At 70.6% G+C, this 15,392-nt stretch carries 16 protein-coding genes; 7 read left to right on the top strand and 9 right to left on the bottom strand.

Annotated features, from left to right (window positions below):
- Positions 1-183 precede the first annotated feature (183 nt).
- A complete protein-coding gene (locus EHS43_RS19475; RefSeq protein ID WP_125192045.1) occupies positions 184-879 on the top strand; it encodes an LPXTG cell wall anchor domain-containing protein in 696 nt (231 codons plus the stop codon).
- A gap of 63 nt (positions 880-942) precedes the next feature.
- Here the strand turns inward: EHS43_RS19475 and ppc are convergent, their stop codons facing one another.
- Complete coding sequence (gene ppc, locus EHS43_RS19470) at positions 943-3,684, bottom strand: phosphoenolpyruvate carboxylase (protein WP_125192044.1); 2,742 nt, start codon at positions 3,682-3,684, stop codon at positions 943-945.
- 307 nt (positions 3,685-3,991) lie between these two features.
- On the opposite strand from ppc, the gene EHS43_RS19465 reads away from it, so the two are divergent.
- On the top strand, positions 3,992-5,002 hold the full coding sequence (locus EHS43_RS19465; protein WP_125192043.1) for a fatty acid desaturase: 1,011 nt from the start codon (positions 3,992-3,994) through the stop codon (positions 5,000-5,002).
- Positions 4,999-5,679 carry a TetR/AcrR family transcriptional regulator gene (locus tag EHS43_RS19460; RefSeq protein ID WP_125192042.1) on the top strand — a complete coding sequence of 227 codons (681 nt, stop codon included), beginning with the start codon at positions 4,999-5,001 and terminating at the stop codon, positions 5,677-5,679. Before EHS43_RS19465 ends, EHS43_RS19460 begins: the two co-directional genes overlap by 4 nt.
- A 77-nt stretch (positions 5,680-5,756) precedes the next feature.
- Here EHS43_RS19460 and EHS43_RS19455 read toward each other — a convergent pair whose 3' ends face one another.
- The 3 genes from EHS43_RS19455 to EHS43_RS19445 all read right to left on the bottom strand — a co-directional run bounded on the left by EHS43_RS19455 (position 5,757) and on the right by EHS43_RS19445 (position 7,148).
- On the bottom strand, positions 5,757-5,930 hold the full coding sequence (locus tag EHS43_RS19455; RefSeq protein WP_125192041.1) for a CsbD family protein: 174 nt from the start codon (positions 5,928-5,930) through the stop codon (positions 5,757-5,759).
- A gap of 64 nt (positions 5,931-5,994) precedes the next feature.
- Positions 5,995-6,348 (bottom strand): VOC family protein, encoded by a 354-nt coding sequence (locus tag EHS43_RS19450; protein WP_125192040.1) that lies wholly within the window; start codon positions 6,346-6,348, stop codon positions 5,995-5,997.
- A complete protein-coding gene (locus tag EHS43_RS19445; RefSeq protein WP_125192039.1) occupies positions 6,348-7,148 on the bottom strand; it encodes a trans-aconitate 2-methyltransferase in 801 nt (266 codons plus the stop codon). Before EHS43_RS19445 ends, EHS43_RS19450 begins: the two co-directional genes overlap by 1 nt.
- Before the next feature lie 89 nt (positions 7,149-7,237).
- Here EHS43_RS19445 and EHS43_RS19440 point away from each other — a divergent pair, with 89 nt between their 5' ends.
- Positions 7,238-7,735: a MarR family winged helix-turn-helix transcriptional regulator gene (locus EHS43_RS19440; protein ID WP_007382615.1), complete on the top strand. Its 498-nt coding sequence runs from the start codon at positions 7,238-7,240 to the stop codon at positions 7,733-7,735.
- Here the strand turns inward: EHS43_RS19440 and EHS43_RS19435 are convergent.
- Complete coding sequence (locus EHS43_RS19435; protein ID WP_125192038.1) at positions 7,694-8,461, bottom strand: response regulator transcription factor; 768 nt, start codon at positions 8,459-8,461, stop codon at positions 7,694-7,696. The two genes, EHS43_RS19440 and EHS43_RS19435, sit on opposite strands and share 42 nt — an antisense overlap.
- A gap of 275 nt (positions 8,462-8,736) precedes the next feature.
- Between EHS43_RS19435 and EHS43_RS19430 the strand changes: the two genes are divergently transcribed.
- Positions 8,737-9,195, top strand: a complete 459-nt coding sequence (locus EHS43_RS19430; RefSeq protein WP_125192037.1) for an N-acetyltransferase — start codon at positions 8,737-8,739, stop codon at positions 9,193-9,195.
- Here the strand turns inward: EHS43_RS19430 and EHS43_RS19425 are convergent.
- The 4 genes from EHS43_RS19425 to galT form a co-directional block, all read right to left on the bottom strand.
- Complete coding sequence (locus EHS43_RS19425) at positions 9,185-9,973, bottom strand: hypothetical protein (protein WP_125192036.1); 789 nt, start codon at positions 9,971-9,973, stop codon at positions 9,185-9,187. The genes EHS43_RS19430 and EHS43_RS19425 overlap by 11 nt on opposite strands.
- Before the next feature lie 88 nt (positions 9,974-10,061).
- On the bottom strand, positions 10,062-11,216 hold the full coding sequence (galK, locus tag EHS43_RS19420) for a galactokinase (RefSeq protein ID WP_125192035.1): 1,155 nt from the start codon (positions 11,214-11,216) through the stop codon (positions 10,062-10,064).
- Positions 11,216-12,178, bottom strand: coding sequence for a UDP-glucose 4-epimerase GalE (gene galE, locus EHS43_RS19415; protein WP_125192034.1), 963 nt, complete (start codon positions 12,176-12,178; stop codon positions 11,216-11,218). Before galE ends, galK begins: the two co-directional genes overlap by 1 nt.
- Positions 12,175-13,236, bottom strand: coding sequence for a galactose-1-phosphate uridylyltransferase (gene galT / locus EHS43_RS19410; protein ID WP_125192033.1), 1,062 nt, complete (start codon positions 13,234-13,236; stop codon positions 12,175-12,177). The genes galE and galT overlap by 4 nt, the downstream gene beginning before the upstream one ends.
- A 111-nt stretch (positions 13,237-13,347) precedes the next feature.
- Here galT and EHS43_RS19405 point away from each other — a divergent pair, with 111 nt between their 5' ends.
- Together EHS43_RS19405 and EHS43_RS19400 are read left to right on the top strand one after the other, a co-directional pair.
- Positions 13,348-15,036, top strand: a complete 1,689-nt coding sequence (locus EHS43_RS19405; RefSeq protein ID WP_125192032.1) for a sodium:solute symporter family protein — start codon at positions 13,348-13,350, stop codon at positions 15,034-15,036.
- 20 nt (positions 15,037-15,056) lie between these two features.
- The gene (locus tag EHS43_RS19400; protein ID WP_125192031.1) at positions 15,057-15,368 is read left to right on the top strand and encodes a hypothetical protein; all 312 of its coding nucleotides are present in this window, start codon (positions 15,057-15,059) and stop codon (positions 15,366-15,368) included.
- The last annotated feature ends 24 nt before the right edge of the window (positions 15,369-15,392 follow it).

Below are 15,392 nucleotides of genomic sequence, written 5' to 3'. Positions count from 1 at the left end.
GGGTCGGGGGTCGCGCTGCTCACGGCGGCTTTCGTGACGGTCTGAGGGCATTCGCCGTTCTTCGGTTCCCTGGAGAACCTGAGTGTTGTCCGTTCGTGATTGACCGAGAGTCAGTCACACCTGGATGCTGGGCCACACCCTCCACATCTTCCCGTTCCACTCTCGAAGATGGACTACTGCCCCATGCGCACCCTGACCCGCTTCGGCGTCCTGTCCGCCGTCGCCTCGACGGCCCTTCTGGTCGCCCCGGTCGCCCACGCCACCCCTCCGGGTGACAACGGAACCGTGAAGATCCACGACGCCACCACCGGCGAAGAACTCCGCAAGAACGAGCCGCACGTCTGCACCTTCTACCTCGACGCCTTCGGCTTCGACGCCGTCCAGGAGGTCGACTGGCACATCGAGGCCTGGGCCCCGACGGCCGATGTCAAGGGCGAGACCGTGAAGTCCGGCGAGATCACGCTGAAGGACGGCCACGGCCGCACGGAGGACCTGTCGCTGCCGGACGGGCACTACAAGCTCTTCTGGAACTTCGACGGGGAGAAGGGCGCCGCCAAGCACAAGGTGTTCTGGACGGACTGCGAGGACGAGGAAGGCGGCGGTACGACATCCACGCCGACGGCCACGCCCTCCGGTACTCCGAGCACCGGCGAGTCCGCCTCGCCGAGCACCGAGCCCAGCACCGAGCCCAGCACGGGATCCAGCGAGTCGGCCGGGGCCGGTACTTCTCCGTCGGCCTCCTCCTCCGCTTCCGCGCAGGGCACCACCGGTGACCTCGCCGAGACCGGCAACGGCGCTCCCGTCGGCCTGCTCTCCGGGCTCGCGGCCGCGCTGGTGGCGGCGGGCGGTTACCTCGTGGTCCGGCGGCGCCGGGCCTGACGTCACGGAAAAGGGCGGTGCCCCCGGGGACTCCCGGGGGCACCGCCCTTTTCCGTGTAGAGGTCAGCCCGTGTTGCGCAGGCCGGCGGCCACGCCGTTGACGGTCAGCAGCAGGGCGCGGGAGAGCAGCGGGTCGGGCTGTTCACCGGCGGCAGCCGCGTCGCGCTGGCGCTTGAGCAGCGTCACCTGGAGGTAGGAGATCGGGTCCAGGTAGGCGTCGCGGATGGCGAAGGTCTGCTTGAGGACCGGGGTGGCGTCGAGGAGTTCGTCCTCGCCGGTGACCCTGAGGACCTCGCGGACGGTGAGCTCGTGCTCGGCCTCGATGTCGGCGAAGACGTGCTGGAGCTCGGCGGGGACGAGGGTCTCCACGTAGTGGCGGGCGATGCGCAGATCGGTCTTCGCGAGCGTCATCTCGACGTTGGAGATGAAGTTCCGGAAGAAGTGCCACTGCTCGTGCATCTCGTCGAGCACGGTGTCCAGGCCCGCCTCGCGCAGCGCCTTCAGTCCGGAGCCGACGCCGAACCAGCCGGGCACGATCTGCCGGGACTGGGTCCAGCCGAACACCCACGGGATGGCGCGCAGTCCGTCGAGGGAGACGCCCGAGCCGGGGCGGCGGGAGGGCCGTGAGCCGAGGTGCAGGTCGGCGAGCTGGTCCACCGGGGTGGAGGCCAGGAAGTAGTTCGGCAGGTCCGGGTCCTCCACGAGCCTGCGGTAGGCGGCGTGCGCGGCGTCGGAGACGACGTCCATGGCCGCGTCCCAGCGGGCCAGCGCCTCGTCGGACTGGCGGGGCGCGGTGTGCAGGGCGGATGCCTGGAGCGTGGCGGCGACCGTCAGTTCCAGGTTCTCCCGGGCCAGGGACGGCACGAGGTACTTGTCGGAGATGACCTCGCCCTGCTCGGTGACCTTGATCTCGCCCTCCAGGGTGCCCCAGGGCTGGGCGAGGATCGCGTCGTGGGAGGGGCCGCCACCGCGGCCGACGGTGCCGCCGCGGCCGTGGAAGAGGCGCAGGCGCACGCCGTACCGGTGGGCGACGTCACGCAGCCGCCGCTGAGCCCGGTGGATCTCCCACTGGCTGGTGGTGATGCCGCCGAACTTGGAGGAGTCGGAGTAGCCGAGCATGACCTCCTGGACGTCCCCGCGCAGCGCGACCAGGCGCCGGTAGGAGGGGTCGGAGAGCATGTCCTCCAGGATGGTGTCGGCGGCCTTGAGCTCGTCGGTGGTCTCCAGGAGCGGCACGATGCCGATCTTCGCCCACCCGGCGTGCAGGTCGAGCAGACCGGCCTCGCGGGCCAGTACCGCCGCCGCGAAGACGTCGTCGGCGCCCTGGCACATCGAGATGATGTACGACTCGATGACCTCGGGTCCGAAGACCTCCAGGGCCCGCTTCACGGTCTGGAAGACCCCGAGGGTCTTCTCACCGGCCGCGTCCACGGGAGCCGGGGTGGGCGCGAGGGGCCGGCGCGAGCGCAGCTCCTTGGCGAGCAGCCTGGCCCGGTAGTCGCGGGGCATGTCCGCGTACCGCCAGGACTCCTCGCCCAGCCGGTCGAAGAGCTGGCCGAGGGCGTGGTGGTGGGCGTCGGCGTGCTCGCGGACGTCCATGGTGGCGAGCTGGAGGCCGAAGGCGGACAGGGTGCGGATGGTGCGGTCCATCCGGCCGTCGGCGAAGAGCCCGCCGCGGTGTTCCCGCAGCGAGGTCTGGATCAGGGTCAGGTCCTGGAGCAGCTCGCTGGTGCCGAGGTAGTCGCGGCCCTCCTCGTGCGGGATGCCCTTGGCCAGCCGGGTCTTGGTGTTCTCCAGCTTCTGCCGGATGCAGGTGGCCTTGAGGCGGTACGGCTCCTCGGCGTTGAGGCGCTTGTAGCGGGGGCTGATCTCCGGCAGGCGCTCCAGGTCGGCCTTGAGGGACTCCAGGAGCTCCTCGGTGGCGCCGGTGTAGCGGATGGAGTTCGACAGGAAGCCGCGCAGCTCGTCGATGAGCTCCAGGGCGTCGTTGATGCCGTGCTCGTGCTGGAGGATCAGGACGTCCCAGGTGACCTGCGGGGTGACGTTGGGGTTGCCGTCGCGGTCGCCGCCGATCCAGGTGCCGAAGGTGAGGGGGCGGGTCGCGTCGGGGATGCGGACGCCGACGCGCTCCAGTTCGGCGGTCAGGTCCTCCAGGACGTCGCCCACGGCGCCGGCGTGCAGTTCGTCGAGGTAGTAGATGGCGTTGCGGGCCTCGTCGGCGGGCTCGGGGCGCACCACGCGCAGTTCGTCGGTCTGCCAGACGAGGTCGATGTTCTCGGCCAGACGGGTGTCGTGACGGCGTCGGTCCGTCTCGATGACCGGGGTCTCCAGGAGGGCCGCGATCCGGCGGAGCTTGTTCAGCACCGAGCGGCGGGCGGCCTCGGTGGGATGGGCGGTGAAGACGGGGCGGACGTTGAGGTTGGCGACGGTCTGGCGCAGGTGCTCGGGGTCCGCGTCCTTGAGGCGGTCGGCCGTCCGGGCGAGGAGACCGCCCTCGGCGGATCGCCGGGCCCGCAGCTCACGGCCGCGGTGCACCTGCTCGGTGACGTTGGCGAGGTGGAAGTAGGTGGAGAAGGCGCGTACCAGCTTGGCGGCGGTCTCCAGTTCGATGCCGCGCAGCAGCTCGGCGGCGGCCTCGCCGTCCTCACGGGTGAGGCGGCGCACCTTCTCGACGAGTTCCAGCAGCTCGGGGCCCTCCTGGCGGACGAGGGTCTCGCCCAGGAGGTCGCCCAGCCGGCGGATGTCGGCGCGCAGTTCGGTACTGCTCGACGTGGCGCTCGTGGTCAGGTCGTCGGCACTGCTCACAGGTGCGGCTCCTTGCAGTGTTGAAGCTCGTCCGGCAGGGGAACCCGGACGGCGGTCGTGCGGCAGCCGCCGCATACGGCCGGGCCATCCGGGAAGAAATCAGAGCGGACCGCGCTGTCCGACCGACTCCAAGGATAGGTGTCCATGCGGACGCGCAGACTGTCGGGCTCTTGTCGCCGGGTGCCGCGCTGCCATACTTACGACGCCGTAGGTTACGGAACCGTAGGGACCGCCGTAACGGAACCCGGCAAGGATTCCCGCAGCCCGGCACCTGTCCTCAGCCCTCACAACCCCACAGGGGACGCCCATGACCACGCGCTCCGATGTGATCGCAGACGCCCCGAAGGCGCCCGACGGCTCGGCACTGCCCTCCGCGACCCTGGGCGGTGAGCAGAAACGCTCGCTCGAACAGATCACGCTGCTCCTCTTCATCACCGTTCCGTTCCTGGCCCTGCTCGCGGCGGTGCCGCTGGCCTGGGGCTGGGGAGTGAGCTGGCTCGATCTGGGCCTTCTGGTCTTCTTCTACTACCTCGGCTGTCACGGCATCACGATCGGCTTCCACCGCTACTTCACGCACGGTTCCTTCAAGGCGAAGCGGCCGCTGCGCATCGCGCTCGCGATCATGGGGTCGCTGGCCGTCGAGGGGCCGCTGGTGCGGTGGGTCGCCGACCACCGCAAGCACCACAGGTTCTCCGACGCCGAAGGCGACCCCCACTCACCGTGGCGGTTCGGGGAGACGGTCCCGGCCCTGGTGAAGGGCCTGTGGTGGGCGCACATCGCCTGGATGTTCGACGAGGAGCAGACCCCGCAGGACAAGTACGCGCCGGATCTGGTCAGGGACCCGGCGATCCGCGCGATCTCCCGCCACTTCATCTACTGGACGATGCTCTCCCTCGCCCTGCCCGCCGTGATCGGCGGTCTGGTGACGATGTCCTGGTGGGGCGCGTTCACCGGCTTCTTCTGGGGTTCGCTGGTGCGCGTGTGCCTGCTCCACCACGTGACCTGGTCGATCAACTCGATCTGCCACGCGGTCGGCAAGCGGCCCTTCAAGTCGCGGGACCGCTCGGGCAACGTGTGGTGGCTGGCCGTGCTGTCCTGCGGTGAGTCCTGGCACAACCTGCACCACGCCGACCCGACCTCGGCGCGGCACGGGGTGATGCGGGGCCAGCTGGACTCCTCGGCGCGGATCATCCGCTGGTTCGAGATGCTGGGCTGGGCGTACGACGTGCGCTGGCCGTCACGCTCGCGTATCGATTCGCGCCGGAACACGGACGCGGACGGCTCCCGGCGCAAGAAGGAGACCGCCGAGGCGGCATGATGGACGCCGTGGCGACCGACTCCAGCAGTACCCCGAGCACCGAAGCGAAGCCGCGGCGAGCCCGGCGCACCCGGATGACGGGAGCCGAACGCCGCGCGCAGCTTCTGGAGATCGGTCGCACGCTGTTCGCCGCGAAGGGCTTCGAGGCCACGTCGGTGGAGGAGATCGCGGCGAAGGCCGGCGTCTCCAAGCCGGTGGTCTACGAGCACTTCGGCGGCAAGGAGGGCCTGTACGCGGTGGTGGTGGACCGCGAGATGCGGCGCCTGCTGGACATGGTGACGAGCTCCCTGACCGCGGGCCACCCCCGCGAACTGTGCGAACAGGCGGCGTTCGCGCTCCTCGACTACATCGAGGAGTACACGGACGGCTTCCGCATCCTGGTCCGCGACTCCCCGATCCCCCAGTCCACCGGCTCCTTCGCCTCGCTCATCTCGGACATCGCGACGCAGGTGGAGGACATCCTGGGCCGCGAGTTCAAGAGGCGCGGCTTCGATCCCAAGCTCGCCCCGCTGTACGCCCAGGCCCTGGTCGGCATGGTCGCCCTGACCGGCCAGTGGTGGCTGGACGTGCGCCGCCCGAAGAAGGCGGAGGTGGCGGCGCACCTGGTGAACCTGGCCTGGCACGGCCTGGACGGCCTGGAGGCCAAGCCCCGCCTGATAGGCCGCAGGAAGAGCTGAGCGCCGCCCTGCCGGATCACCGCACGCACGACGGCCCGTGCACCCCGAGGGCGCACGGGCCGTCCGTCTGCGTACCGTCAGTGCTTGAAGGTGTCCTTGGCCTTTTCCTTGGCCTGGCGTGCGTCGCCCTTGGACTGGGCCATGCGGCCCTCGGCCTCCATGCTCTCGTTGCCGAGCGCGCGCCCCACGACTTCCTTGGCCTTGCCCTTGGCCTGTTCCTTCTTGGCCTTGGCCTTCTGGTCTTCTGCCACGGTTCTCACTCCCAGCGATTGCCGACTCGGCCGTCCTCACTGCGGGTGACCCCGCTCGCGGCGGTCAAACCAGGAACTCCAGCCGGTTGCCCACGGGGTCGCACGAGTGGAAGCGACGGCGCCCCGGCACTCCCGCGTCCCAGCGCACCGGCGCTCCCCGCGCCTCCAGCCGGGCCGCGCACGCCACGACGTCCGTGACCCGCAGCCCCGGGTGGGCCTTGCGCGCCGGGCGGAAGTCCTCCTCGATGCCCAGGTGCAGTTCCACGGGCCCCGCCCGGAACCAGCAGCCGCCCCGCGCCGCGAGCGCCGGCGGCTTGGGGATCTCGGTCATGCCGAGGACGTCGACGTAGAAGGCGCGCAGCAGATCCTCGGAGCCGGGAGGCGCGGCGAGCTGGACGTGGTCGACGGCGACGAGCATCAGCCCTCCTTGCGGGCCACGGCGAAGATGCGGCGGAACGGGAACGGGGTGCCGTGCGGGCCCGCCGGGTACGCCTCGCGCAGGGCGGCCCGGTACGCGGTCAGGAACTCCTCCCTGGCCGCCGGGTCGTCGGCCAGGGCGGTCAGGAGCGGGCGCAGGCCCGTGCCCCTGACCCAGTCCAGGACCGGGTCCTCGCCCTGGAGCAGGTGGACGTACGTCGTCTCCCACGCGTCCACCTCGCAGCCCAGGTCGGCCAGCGCGGCGAGATAGCCCTCGGGCCGGAGCACGGCGTCGTCGTGGCGCAGGACGTCCGCGAAGCCCCGCGCCTCGGCGAGCTCGCGCATCAGGCGGTGGCTCGGGGAGCCGAAGTTGCCGGGCACCTGGAAGGCGAGGGTGCCGCCCGGCGCGAGCCCCGCGACCCACGCCCCGAAACGCTCCACGTGCCCCGGCACCCACTGGAGCGTGGCATTGCTGATGATCAGGTCGTACGGCTGCGCGGGCGCCCACGTGCGCACGTCCGCGTGGGCGAAGTCCAGGCTGCCGCCGCCGGCTGTGGGTCCGGCGTACTCCGCCCGTGCCTTGTCGAGCATCTCGGCGGAGTTGTCGTAGCCGGTGATCCGGGCCGTGGGCCAGCGGGCGGCGAGCAGCGCCGTGACGTTGCCGGGGCCGCAGCCGAGGTCGGCGATCCGGGGCGGGTGGCCCGGCGGGTCCGGGACGCGGGCGAGGAGGTCGGTGAAGGGGCGGGCGCGGTGGTCCGCGTGGCGCAGGTACTGGGCGGGGTCCCAGGTGGGGGTCGTCATGCCCTTCACCTTCCCCGCCCACTTATCTTGATGTCAAGAGACTTGAACTCAAGAGACTTCACGTCGACACAACCACTACACTGATCGTCATGGAGGACGAGGTCGATCGGCTGGTCGCAGCATGGCGCCGGGAGCGCCCGGACCTCGACGTGGAACCGCTCGAGGTACTCAGCCGCGTGAGCAGACTGGCCCGGCACCTGGACCGGGCACGCCGGCTGGCCTTCGCCGAGCACAGCCTGGAGCCCTGGGAGTTCGACGTGCTGACCGCGCTCAGGCGCGCGGGGACGCCGTACCAGCTCTCCCCCGGCCAGCTGCTGACCCAGACCCTGGTCACCTCGGGGACCATGACCAACCGGATCGACCGCCTGGCCAAGAAGGGCCTGGTGGAGCGGCTGCCCGACCCGAGCGACCGGCGCGGGGTGCTGGTCCGGCTCACCGAGGACGGCAAGGACCGCGCGGACCAGGCCCTCGCCGGTCTGCTGGAACAGGAGCGCGCGATCCTCGCCGAGCTCTCCCGCGCCCAGCGCGGGGAACTGGCCGGGCTGCTACGCCAGTTGACCGCCCCGTTCGACAACATCCCCGGCTAGGTCGACCGGGCCCACGCCCGCGCGCCGCGCGAGGGCGACGGCGGCCAGGGTGGAGTGGACGCCCAGCTTGCCGAGGACGTTCTGCATGTGGGTGCGCACGGTGTGCGGGGAGAGGAACAGTCTCTCCGCGACCGCCTTGCGGCCGAGCCCGGCCACCATGCAGCGCAGCACCTCGCGCTCGCGCGGGGTCAGGGACTCCACCAGGCGCTCGCTCTCGGTGCGGTGCTTGCGGGCGGCGGTGAGTTCCCGCAGCACGCCGGTGAGCAGGGCGGGCGGCAGATGGGTCTCGTCGCGCAGCACCCCCCGGATGACGGTGAGCAGCCGGGACAGCGAGCAGTCCTTGGCGACCCAGCCCGAGGCGCCGGCCTGGAGGGCGAGCGCGGCCCGGCGCGGATCGTCCTTCTCGGCGAGCACGACGATCCGGACCGCCGGCTGCGCCGTACGGACCCCGGCGACCAGCGAGATGCCGTCGACGAGACCCTCCTCGCCGCCGTCCTGCACGGACATGGCGGGCCTGATGCCCTGGACGTTGCCGCCCAGGTCGGCGTCGACGAGCAGCACGTCGAAACGGCGGCCCTCGGCCGCCGCGCGCTCCAGAGAGCGCAGCGCGGCGGGACCGCTGCCGGCCGCGGAGACCTCCACGTCGGGCTCGGCCGCCAGCGCGGCGGCGAGCGACTCGGCGAAGATGCGATGGTCGTCGACGACCAGGACTCGGATGCGAACCACGAAACCCCCTTCCCCAAGCTCTCGAAGAGCAGGGGATACCCCATCGTCTTCGTCTGAGGACGACTCGGGAGACGACACCGCCGCGGGTACGACCTCCCGAAGCACGATGGCCGCACGGCCGCCGCCGTGCAAGAACTGCTACCCCCACTTCGGGCGCCGTACCCGACTGTCTCGCCCCCCTGATCAGCACCGGCCCCCACCGGTGCTGTTCATCAGGGTACGGCCGGGGGGCGGGAGCGGAAGGTTATTTGCAGAACTGGCTGTCCGGTGCGTTTATGGTGAGCCGCATGTTTCGTCTGGAGACAGAAGTCGACAAAGCCCGGCAAGATCTGCTCCGCAAACGGCTGTTGGACACCAACACGGCCGCCTCCCCGGTACTGCGCGCACTGCGCGGAACCCCAGGTGAACGGGAACTTCCCCTGCACGTCTGGGCCCTGGACGACGCCGGTGCCCTCGCGGGCGGACTGGTCGGCCACACCTGGACGAGCTGGCTGCACGTGACCTATCTGTGGGTCGACGGACGGCACCGCGGGGCGGGCCTGGGTTCGCAGTTGCTCGCACGGGCGGAGCGGATGGCGCGTCGCGCGCGGGGCTGCACCTCGGTGCGCCTGGAGACGTGGGACTTCCAGGCACCGGAGTTCTACCGGAAGCAGGGCTACGAGGTGGTGTGCGTGATCCCGGACTACCCGCCGGGCATCACCGAGTACACGCTCACCAAGCGGCTCACCGCCTGAAGCGCCACGAGCCCGGCTCGTCGGCCGGCTCCAGGCCCAGCTCCCCGGCGATGCCGGCCGCGCGGCGGTGCGGGACGTCGGGGTAGTGCGCGGGGTGGACCTCGACGAAGCCGTGGTCGTCGGCCGAGGCCGTGCGCAGCGCCTCGCGGAGCGTGTGCTCCTGCTCCGCCACCCTGGCCCGCTCCTCCCGCCGGTGGGCGACGGCGGCGCCCCGGCGGGCCGTGGCCGCGACGACGCCGAGCGCGACCAGCGCGAACGCCCCCACGCCCAGCACGTCACCGGTCGCGTCCGCGTCGCCCGGCAGCCGGGGGCGCAGGACGCCGTCGGGGTCCGCGAGCACGGTGACGCTCTGCCCGACGGCGAGGCTGCCGGAGACGGCCCGCAGGGAGGGGCCCGGGAGCCTGCTGCCGTCGTGGCGCGCGAGGGCGTAGTCGTAGGTGTCCGTCTCCCGCCCCCGGTCCGGGGCGGGCCAGTCGCCTACGACGGTGGCGGTGATCCGTTCGCCCCGCCGCTCCAGGGTGAGGTCGTCGCGGGCCAGGTCGGCGATGTACACGGCCGTCAGCGAGGCCCCCACCACCAGCAGCGCCGCGGACAGGCCCACCTCGTCCGCGCACAGCCTCGTCAGCAGCACGGCCAGGAGCACGCCGTGCGCGATCCACAGGGGCACCAGGAGTCCGCGGCCCCGGTCGTCCGCCAGGAGGAAGAAGCCGACGATCGCGGCGAGCGCGTAGCAGCCGATGCCGATCGCCGACAGGATGCGAAGGCGCCCTCGACTCACGCTCCGACGCTACTGGGGCGTATGTCAGGGAGAGGCCCGGCTTTCCCCAAGTTCGGATCAAGCCGGGCAAAACAGCGGTCAGCGGGTCTCAGGTCAGGCGCCGCGCCCCCGCCGAGGGCACCGCCTCGAAGACCCGCGGAGCGGTGAACTCCGCGGCGGCGAAGGCCTCTTGGACCGCCTTGGTGATCGCGTCCACGTCGGCCGCCTCGGCCAGCACGATCGCCGAGCCGCCGAAGCCGCCACCGGTCATCCGCGCGCCCAGGGCGCCCGCGGCGAGGGCGGTGTCGACGACCAGGTCCAGCTCCGGGCAGGAGATCCGGAAGTCGTCCCGCAGGGAGGCGTGGCCGGCGATCAGCACGGGGCCGATCGCGCGGGTCTCGCCCGACTCCAGCAGGGCGACGACCTTCTCGACCCGCTCGTCCTCGGTGACCACGTGCCGCACCAGGCGTACGGCCTCCTCGTCGTCGCCGAGCCGTGCGAGGGCCGCGTCGAGCTCGCCGTAGGGGATGTCCCGCAGGGCGTCGACGCCGAGCAGGGCGGCGCCCCGCTCGCAGCCGGCCCGGCGCTTGCCGTACTCGCCCTCGTTGTGGGCGTGCTTGACGCGGGTGTCGACGACGAGCAGGACCATGCCCTCGGCGGCGAGGTCGAAGGGGATCTGCTTCTGGGACAGGTCCCGGGTGTCGAGGAACAGCGCGTGGCCGCTCTCGCAGCAGGCGGACGCGGTCTGGTCCATGATCCCGGTGGGGGCGCCGACGTAGACGTTCTCGGCGCGCTGGCACAGGCGGGCGAGCTGCCAGCGCTGGAGGCCCAGGTCGTACAGGTCGTTCAGCGCGAGCGCGACGACGACCTCCAGGGCCGCCGAGGAGGACAGGCCCGCGCCCGCCGGGACCGTCGAGGCGAGGTGGACGTCCGCGCCGGTGACCGGATGCCCGGCCTCGCGCAGCGCCCAGACGACACCTGCCGGGTAGGCGGTCCAGTTCCGGTCGCTCTCGGGGGCGAGCTCGTCCAGGCGCAGCTCGACGACACCGCCCTCGACGTCGGCCGAGTGCAGACGCAGGACGCCGTCCTCGCGCCGGGAGACGGCCGCGACGGCGGTGTGCGGCAGCGCGAAGGGCATCACGAAGCCGTCGTTGTAGTCGGTGTGCTCACCGATGAGGTTGACGCGGCCCGGCGCCGACCAGACACCCTCGGGCTCGGTCCCGTAGAGCTCGGTGAAACCGTCCCGGACCTGCTGTGCCGCCACTACTGCTCCCTTGCGATGCTCTGCGCGAACTTCCAGGCGTCCGCGACGATCCCCGCGAGATCCGCGCGGGACGGGTTCCAGCCCAGCTTCTCGCGGGCGGTGGCGGCGGAGGCGACCAGGGTGGCCGGGTCGCCGGCCCGGCGCGGGGCCACGACCTCGGGGATCGGGTGGCCGGTGACCTGGCGGACGGTCTCGATGACCTGGCGGACGGAGAAGCCCTCGCCGTTGCCGAGGTTGCAGATGAGGTGCTCGCCCGGCCGGGCCGCCGTCAGCGCGAGGAGGTGGGCCTCGGCCAGGTCGGCGACGTGGATGTAGTCCCGCACGCAGGTGCCGTCCGGGGTCGGGTAGTCCTCGCCGAAGACGTTGATCGCCTCCCGCCTGCCCTGGGCGACCTGGAGGATCAGCGGGATGAGGTGCGACTCGGGGTCGTGCCGCTCGCCCTGGCTGCCGTAGGCGCCGGCGACGTTGAAGTAGCGCAGGGACACGGCACCGAGCCCGTGGGCGTTCGCCTCGCTGGTGATCATGAAGTCGACGGCGAGCTTGGAGGCGCCGTAGGGGTTGGTGGGCCGGGTCGGCGCCGACTCGACGATCGGCACCTCCTCGGGCTCCCCGTAGGTGGCGGCGGTGGAGGAGAAGACGAGCTTCTTCACGCCCGCCTCGCGCATCGCGCCGAGCAGCGCCATGGTGCCGCCGACGTTGTTGTCCCAGTACTTCTCGGGCTTCACGACCGACTCGCCGACCTGCGAGAACGCGGCGAAGTGCAGCACGCCGTCGAAGGAGGCGTCCAGCCACTTGGCGGCGTCGCGGATGTCGCCCTCGACGAAGGCGGCGCCGGCCGGGACGCCCTCGCGGAAGCCGGTGGAGAGGTTGTCCAGGACGACGACCTCGTGCCCCGCCTCCAGCAGATGCTGGGCCACGACACTGCCGACATATCCCGCGCCACCTGTCACCAGGTACTTCATGAACTCGCTACCTCTCGCAGTCGCTGTGCCGCGGCCTCCGGACGGATGTCGTTGATGAAGACGTTCATGCCCGACTCGGAGCCCGCGAGGAACTTCAGCTTGCCGGACGTACGGCGAATGGTGAAAAGCTCGAGGTGCAGCGCGAAGTCGTCACGGCTCACGCCCTCGAACTCCTCCAGCTGGCCGAAGGGCGCCTGGTGCCAGGCGGCGATGTACGGCGTCGGAGGCTCACCCTCGCCGAAGATCCGGTCGAAGCGCCTCAACAGTTCCAGATACACCTGGGGGAACTCTGTGCGGGCCTCCTCGTCGAGCCCGAGCAGGTCCGGCACCCGGCGCCTCGGGTACAGGTGCACCTCGTACGGCCAGTGCGCCGCGTAGGGCACGAAGGCGACCCAGTGCTCGCCCTCCAGGACGACCCGCTCGCCGGCCAGCTCGCTCTCCACGACGGCGTCGAAGAGGTTCTCCCCTCCGGTGGCCTCCTTGTGGGCCGCGAGAGAACGCAGCATCAGGGCGGTGCGAGGGGTGGTGAAGGGGTAGGCGTAGATCTGGCCATGCGGGTGACCCAGGGTGACACCGATCTCCGCACCCCGGTTCTCGAAACAGAAGACCTGCTCCACGGAGGGCAGATGCGACAGCTCCGACGTCCGGTCGGTCCACGCGTCCAGGACGAGCCGTGCCTGCTCCTGCGTGAGGTCGGCGAAGGACGCGTTGTGGTCCGAGGTGAAGCAGACGACCTCACAGCGCCCCGAGTCCCCGGCCAGCGAGGGGAAACGGTTCTCGAAGACCACGGCGTCGTACGACGAGTCCGGGATCTCGCTCAGCCGGTCGCCCTGCGAGGGGCACAGCGGGCATTCGTCGGCGGGCGGGTGGTAGGTGCGGCCCTGCCGGTGCGAGGCGATGGCCACGGAGTCGCCGAGCAGCGGATCCCGACGAACCTCGGACGTGGTGACAGTCCGCTCCAGCGGACGCCGGTCCACGGCGTCGCGGACGGTGTCGTCGCGCAGGTCGTAGTAGATGAGCTCGCGACCGTCGGCCAGCCGGGTCGAGGTCTTCTTCACCGCTGGACTCCTTCACTCAAACATAACTAAACACAAGTAACCATAACCCCCCACCCAAGTCAACATCAGAATCAAACAAAGCGCATCGGTCGAGGTGTTCAATTGCTGACTATGCAGACCCCCACAAAAGGCGCATACCTGGCCGCCGAGCTCCGGCTCCCCACCAACTGGCTCGACTACACGATCCTCGGGATCTACTTCGTCGTCGTCCTCGGCATCGGCTTCGCCGCCCGCAGGTCGGTGAAGACGAGCCTGGACTTCTTCCTCTCCGGACGTTCCCTGCCGGCCTGGATCACGGGTCTCGCCTTCATCTCGGCCAACCTGGCCGCCACGGAGATCCTCGGAATGGCCGCCAACAGCGCGCAGTACGGCGCCTACACGGTCCACTGGTACTGGATCGGCGCCATCCCGGCCATGGTCTTCCTCGGCCTGGTGATGATGCCCTTCTACTACGGCAGCAAGGTGCGCTCGGTCCCCGAGATGCTCCTGCTGCGCTTCGACAAGTGGGCGCACCTGCTCAGCTCGGCCCTGTTCGCCTTCGCCGCCATCCTGATCGCGGGCGTCAACCTGTACGCCCTCGCCATCGTGGTCGAGGCCCTGCTGGGCTGGCCGCAGTGGGTGGCCATCGTCGTGGCCGGCGCCTTCGTCCTCGCCTACATCACCCTCGGCGGCCTCTCCTCCGCGATCTACAACGAGGTCCTCCAGTTCTTCGTGATCCTCGCGGCCCTGATCCCGCTGGTCGTCCTCGGCCTGAAGAAGGTCGGCGGCTGGGGCGGCCTCACGGACAAGCTGACGGCCGAGCACGGCGCGAACTTCACGACCGCCTGGGGCGGCACGGGCATCGGCAGCGCGAACCCGCTGGGCGCGAACTGGCTGACGATCGTGCTGGGCCTGGGCTTCGTCCTGTCCTTCGGCTACTGGACGACGAACTTCGCGGAGGTCCAGCGAGCCCTGTCGGCGAGGAACCTCTCCGCGGCCCAGCGCACGCCCCTGATCGCCGCGTACCCGAAGATCTTCATCGTGTTCCTGGTGATGATCCCGGGCCTGGTGGCGGCCGCCCTGATCCCCGGCTTCGGCACCACCGACTCGGGCTACCAGTACAACGACGCCATCCCGTACCTCATGGAACAGCTCCTGCCGAACGGTGTCCTCGGCATCGCGGTCACCGGCCTCCTGGCGGCCTTCATGGCGGGCATGGCGGCCAACGTGTCCTCGTTCAACACGGTGTTCACGAACGACATCTGGGGCCGCTACGTCGTGCGGGGCCGCGAGGACGGGTACTACGTCCGCTTCGGTCGCCTGATCACGGTGATCGGTGTCTGCGCGTCGGTCGGCACGGCGTTCCTCGCGTCCACCTTCTCGAACATCATGAGCTACCTCCAGACGCTGTTCTCCTTCTTCAACGTGCCGATGTTCGTCGTCTTCATCGTCGGCATGTTCTGGAAGCGCGCGTCCGCCAAGTCGGGCTTCTGGGGCCTGCTGGCCGGCACGGTCGCGGCGATGGTGAACTACTTCTGGATCTACAAGCAGGGCATCATCGACATCCCCACCGACCAGGGCGCCAACTTCGTCTCCGCGATCGTGGGCTTCGTGGCCGGTGCGGTGGTCATGGTCGCCGTGTCCCTGTTCACGGCCCCCAAGCCCGCCGAGGACCTCCAGGGCCTCGTCTACGGCACGACGTCCCCCGGCATGTCCGAGCCGCCCGCCGCCGGGGACGACGCCTGGTACCGCAGGCCGGCCCTGCTGGGCTGGGGCGCGGTGATCCTGGCCGCCGCCTGCTACATCCCGTTCTCGTTCTGACCTCGGAGGATTGAGAGACCATGTCCGACCAGCACGGCTACTCCGAACACGACGTCCAGCGGGAAGTCACCGACCTCGAGGCCAAGTCGGCGACCGCGGCCCGCATCTTCGACCTGCGCCGCATCATCGGCGGCCTGTTCGTCCTCTACGGCATCATCGTCACGATCGCCGGAATCAACCCCTCGGACTCCTCCCTCGACAAGTCGGAGGGCATCAACATCAACCTCTGGACCGGCCTCGGGATGCTGGCGCTGGGCATCTTCTTCCTGATCTGGCTGAAGCTGAAGCCTGCGGCGCCGGTACAGGTGGACGAGGAGTCCGACGGCGTGTAGGGGATGCCGGGTCCGGTTGTGGGG

Source organism: Streptomyces sp. RP5T (genome assembly GCF_003933965.1).
In the GTDB taxonomy this organism is placed as follows: domain Bacteria; phylum Actinomycetota; class Actinomycetes; order Streptomycetales; family Streptomycetaceae; genus Streptomyces.
The sequence above is the reverse complement of the archived record's forward strand: the minus strand, read 5'-3'. Positions and strand labels throughout refer to the sequence as shown.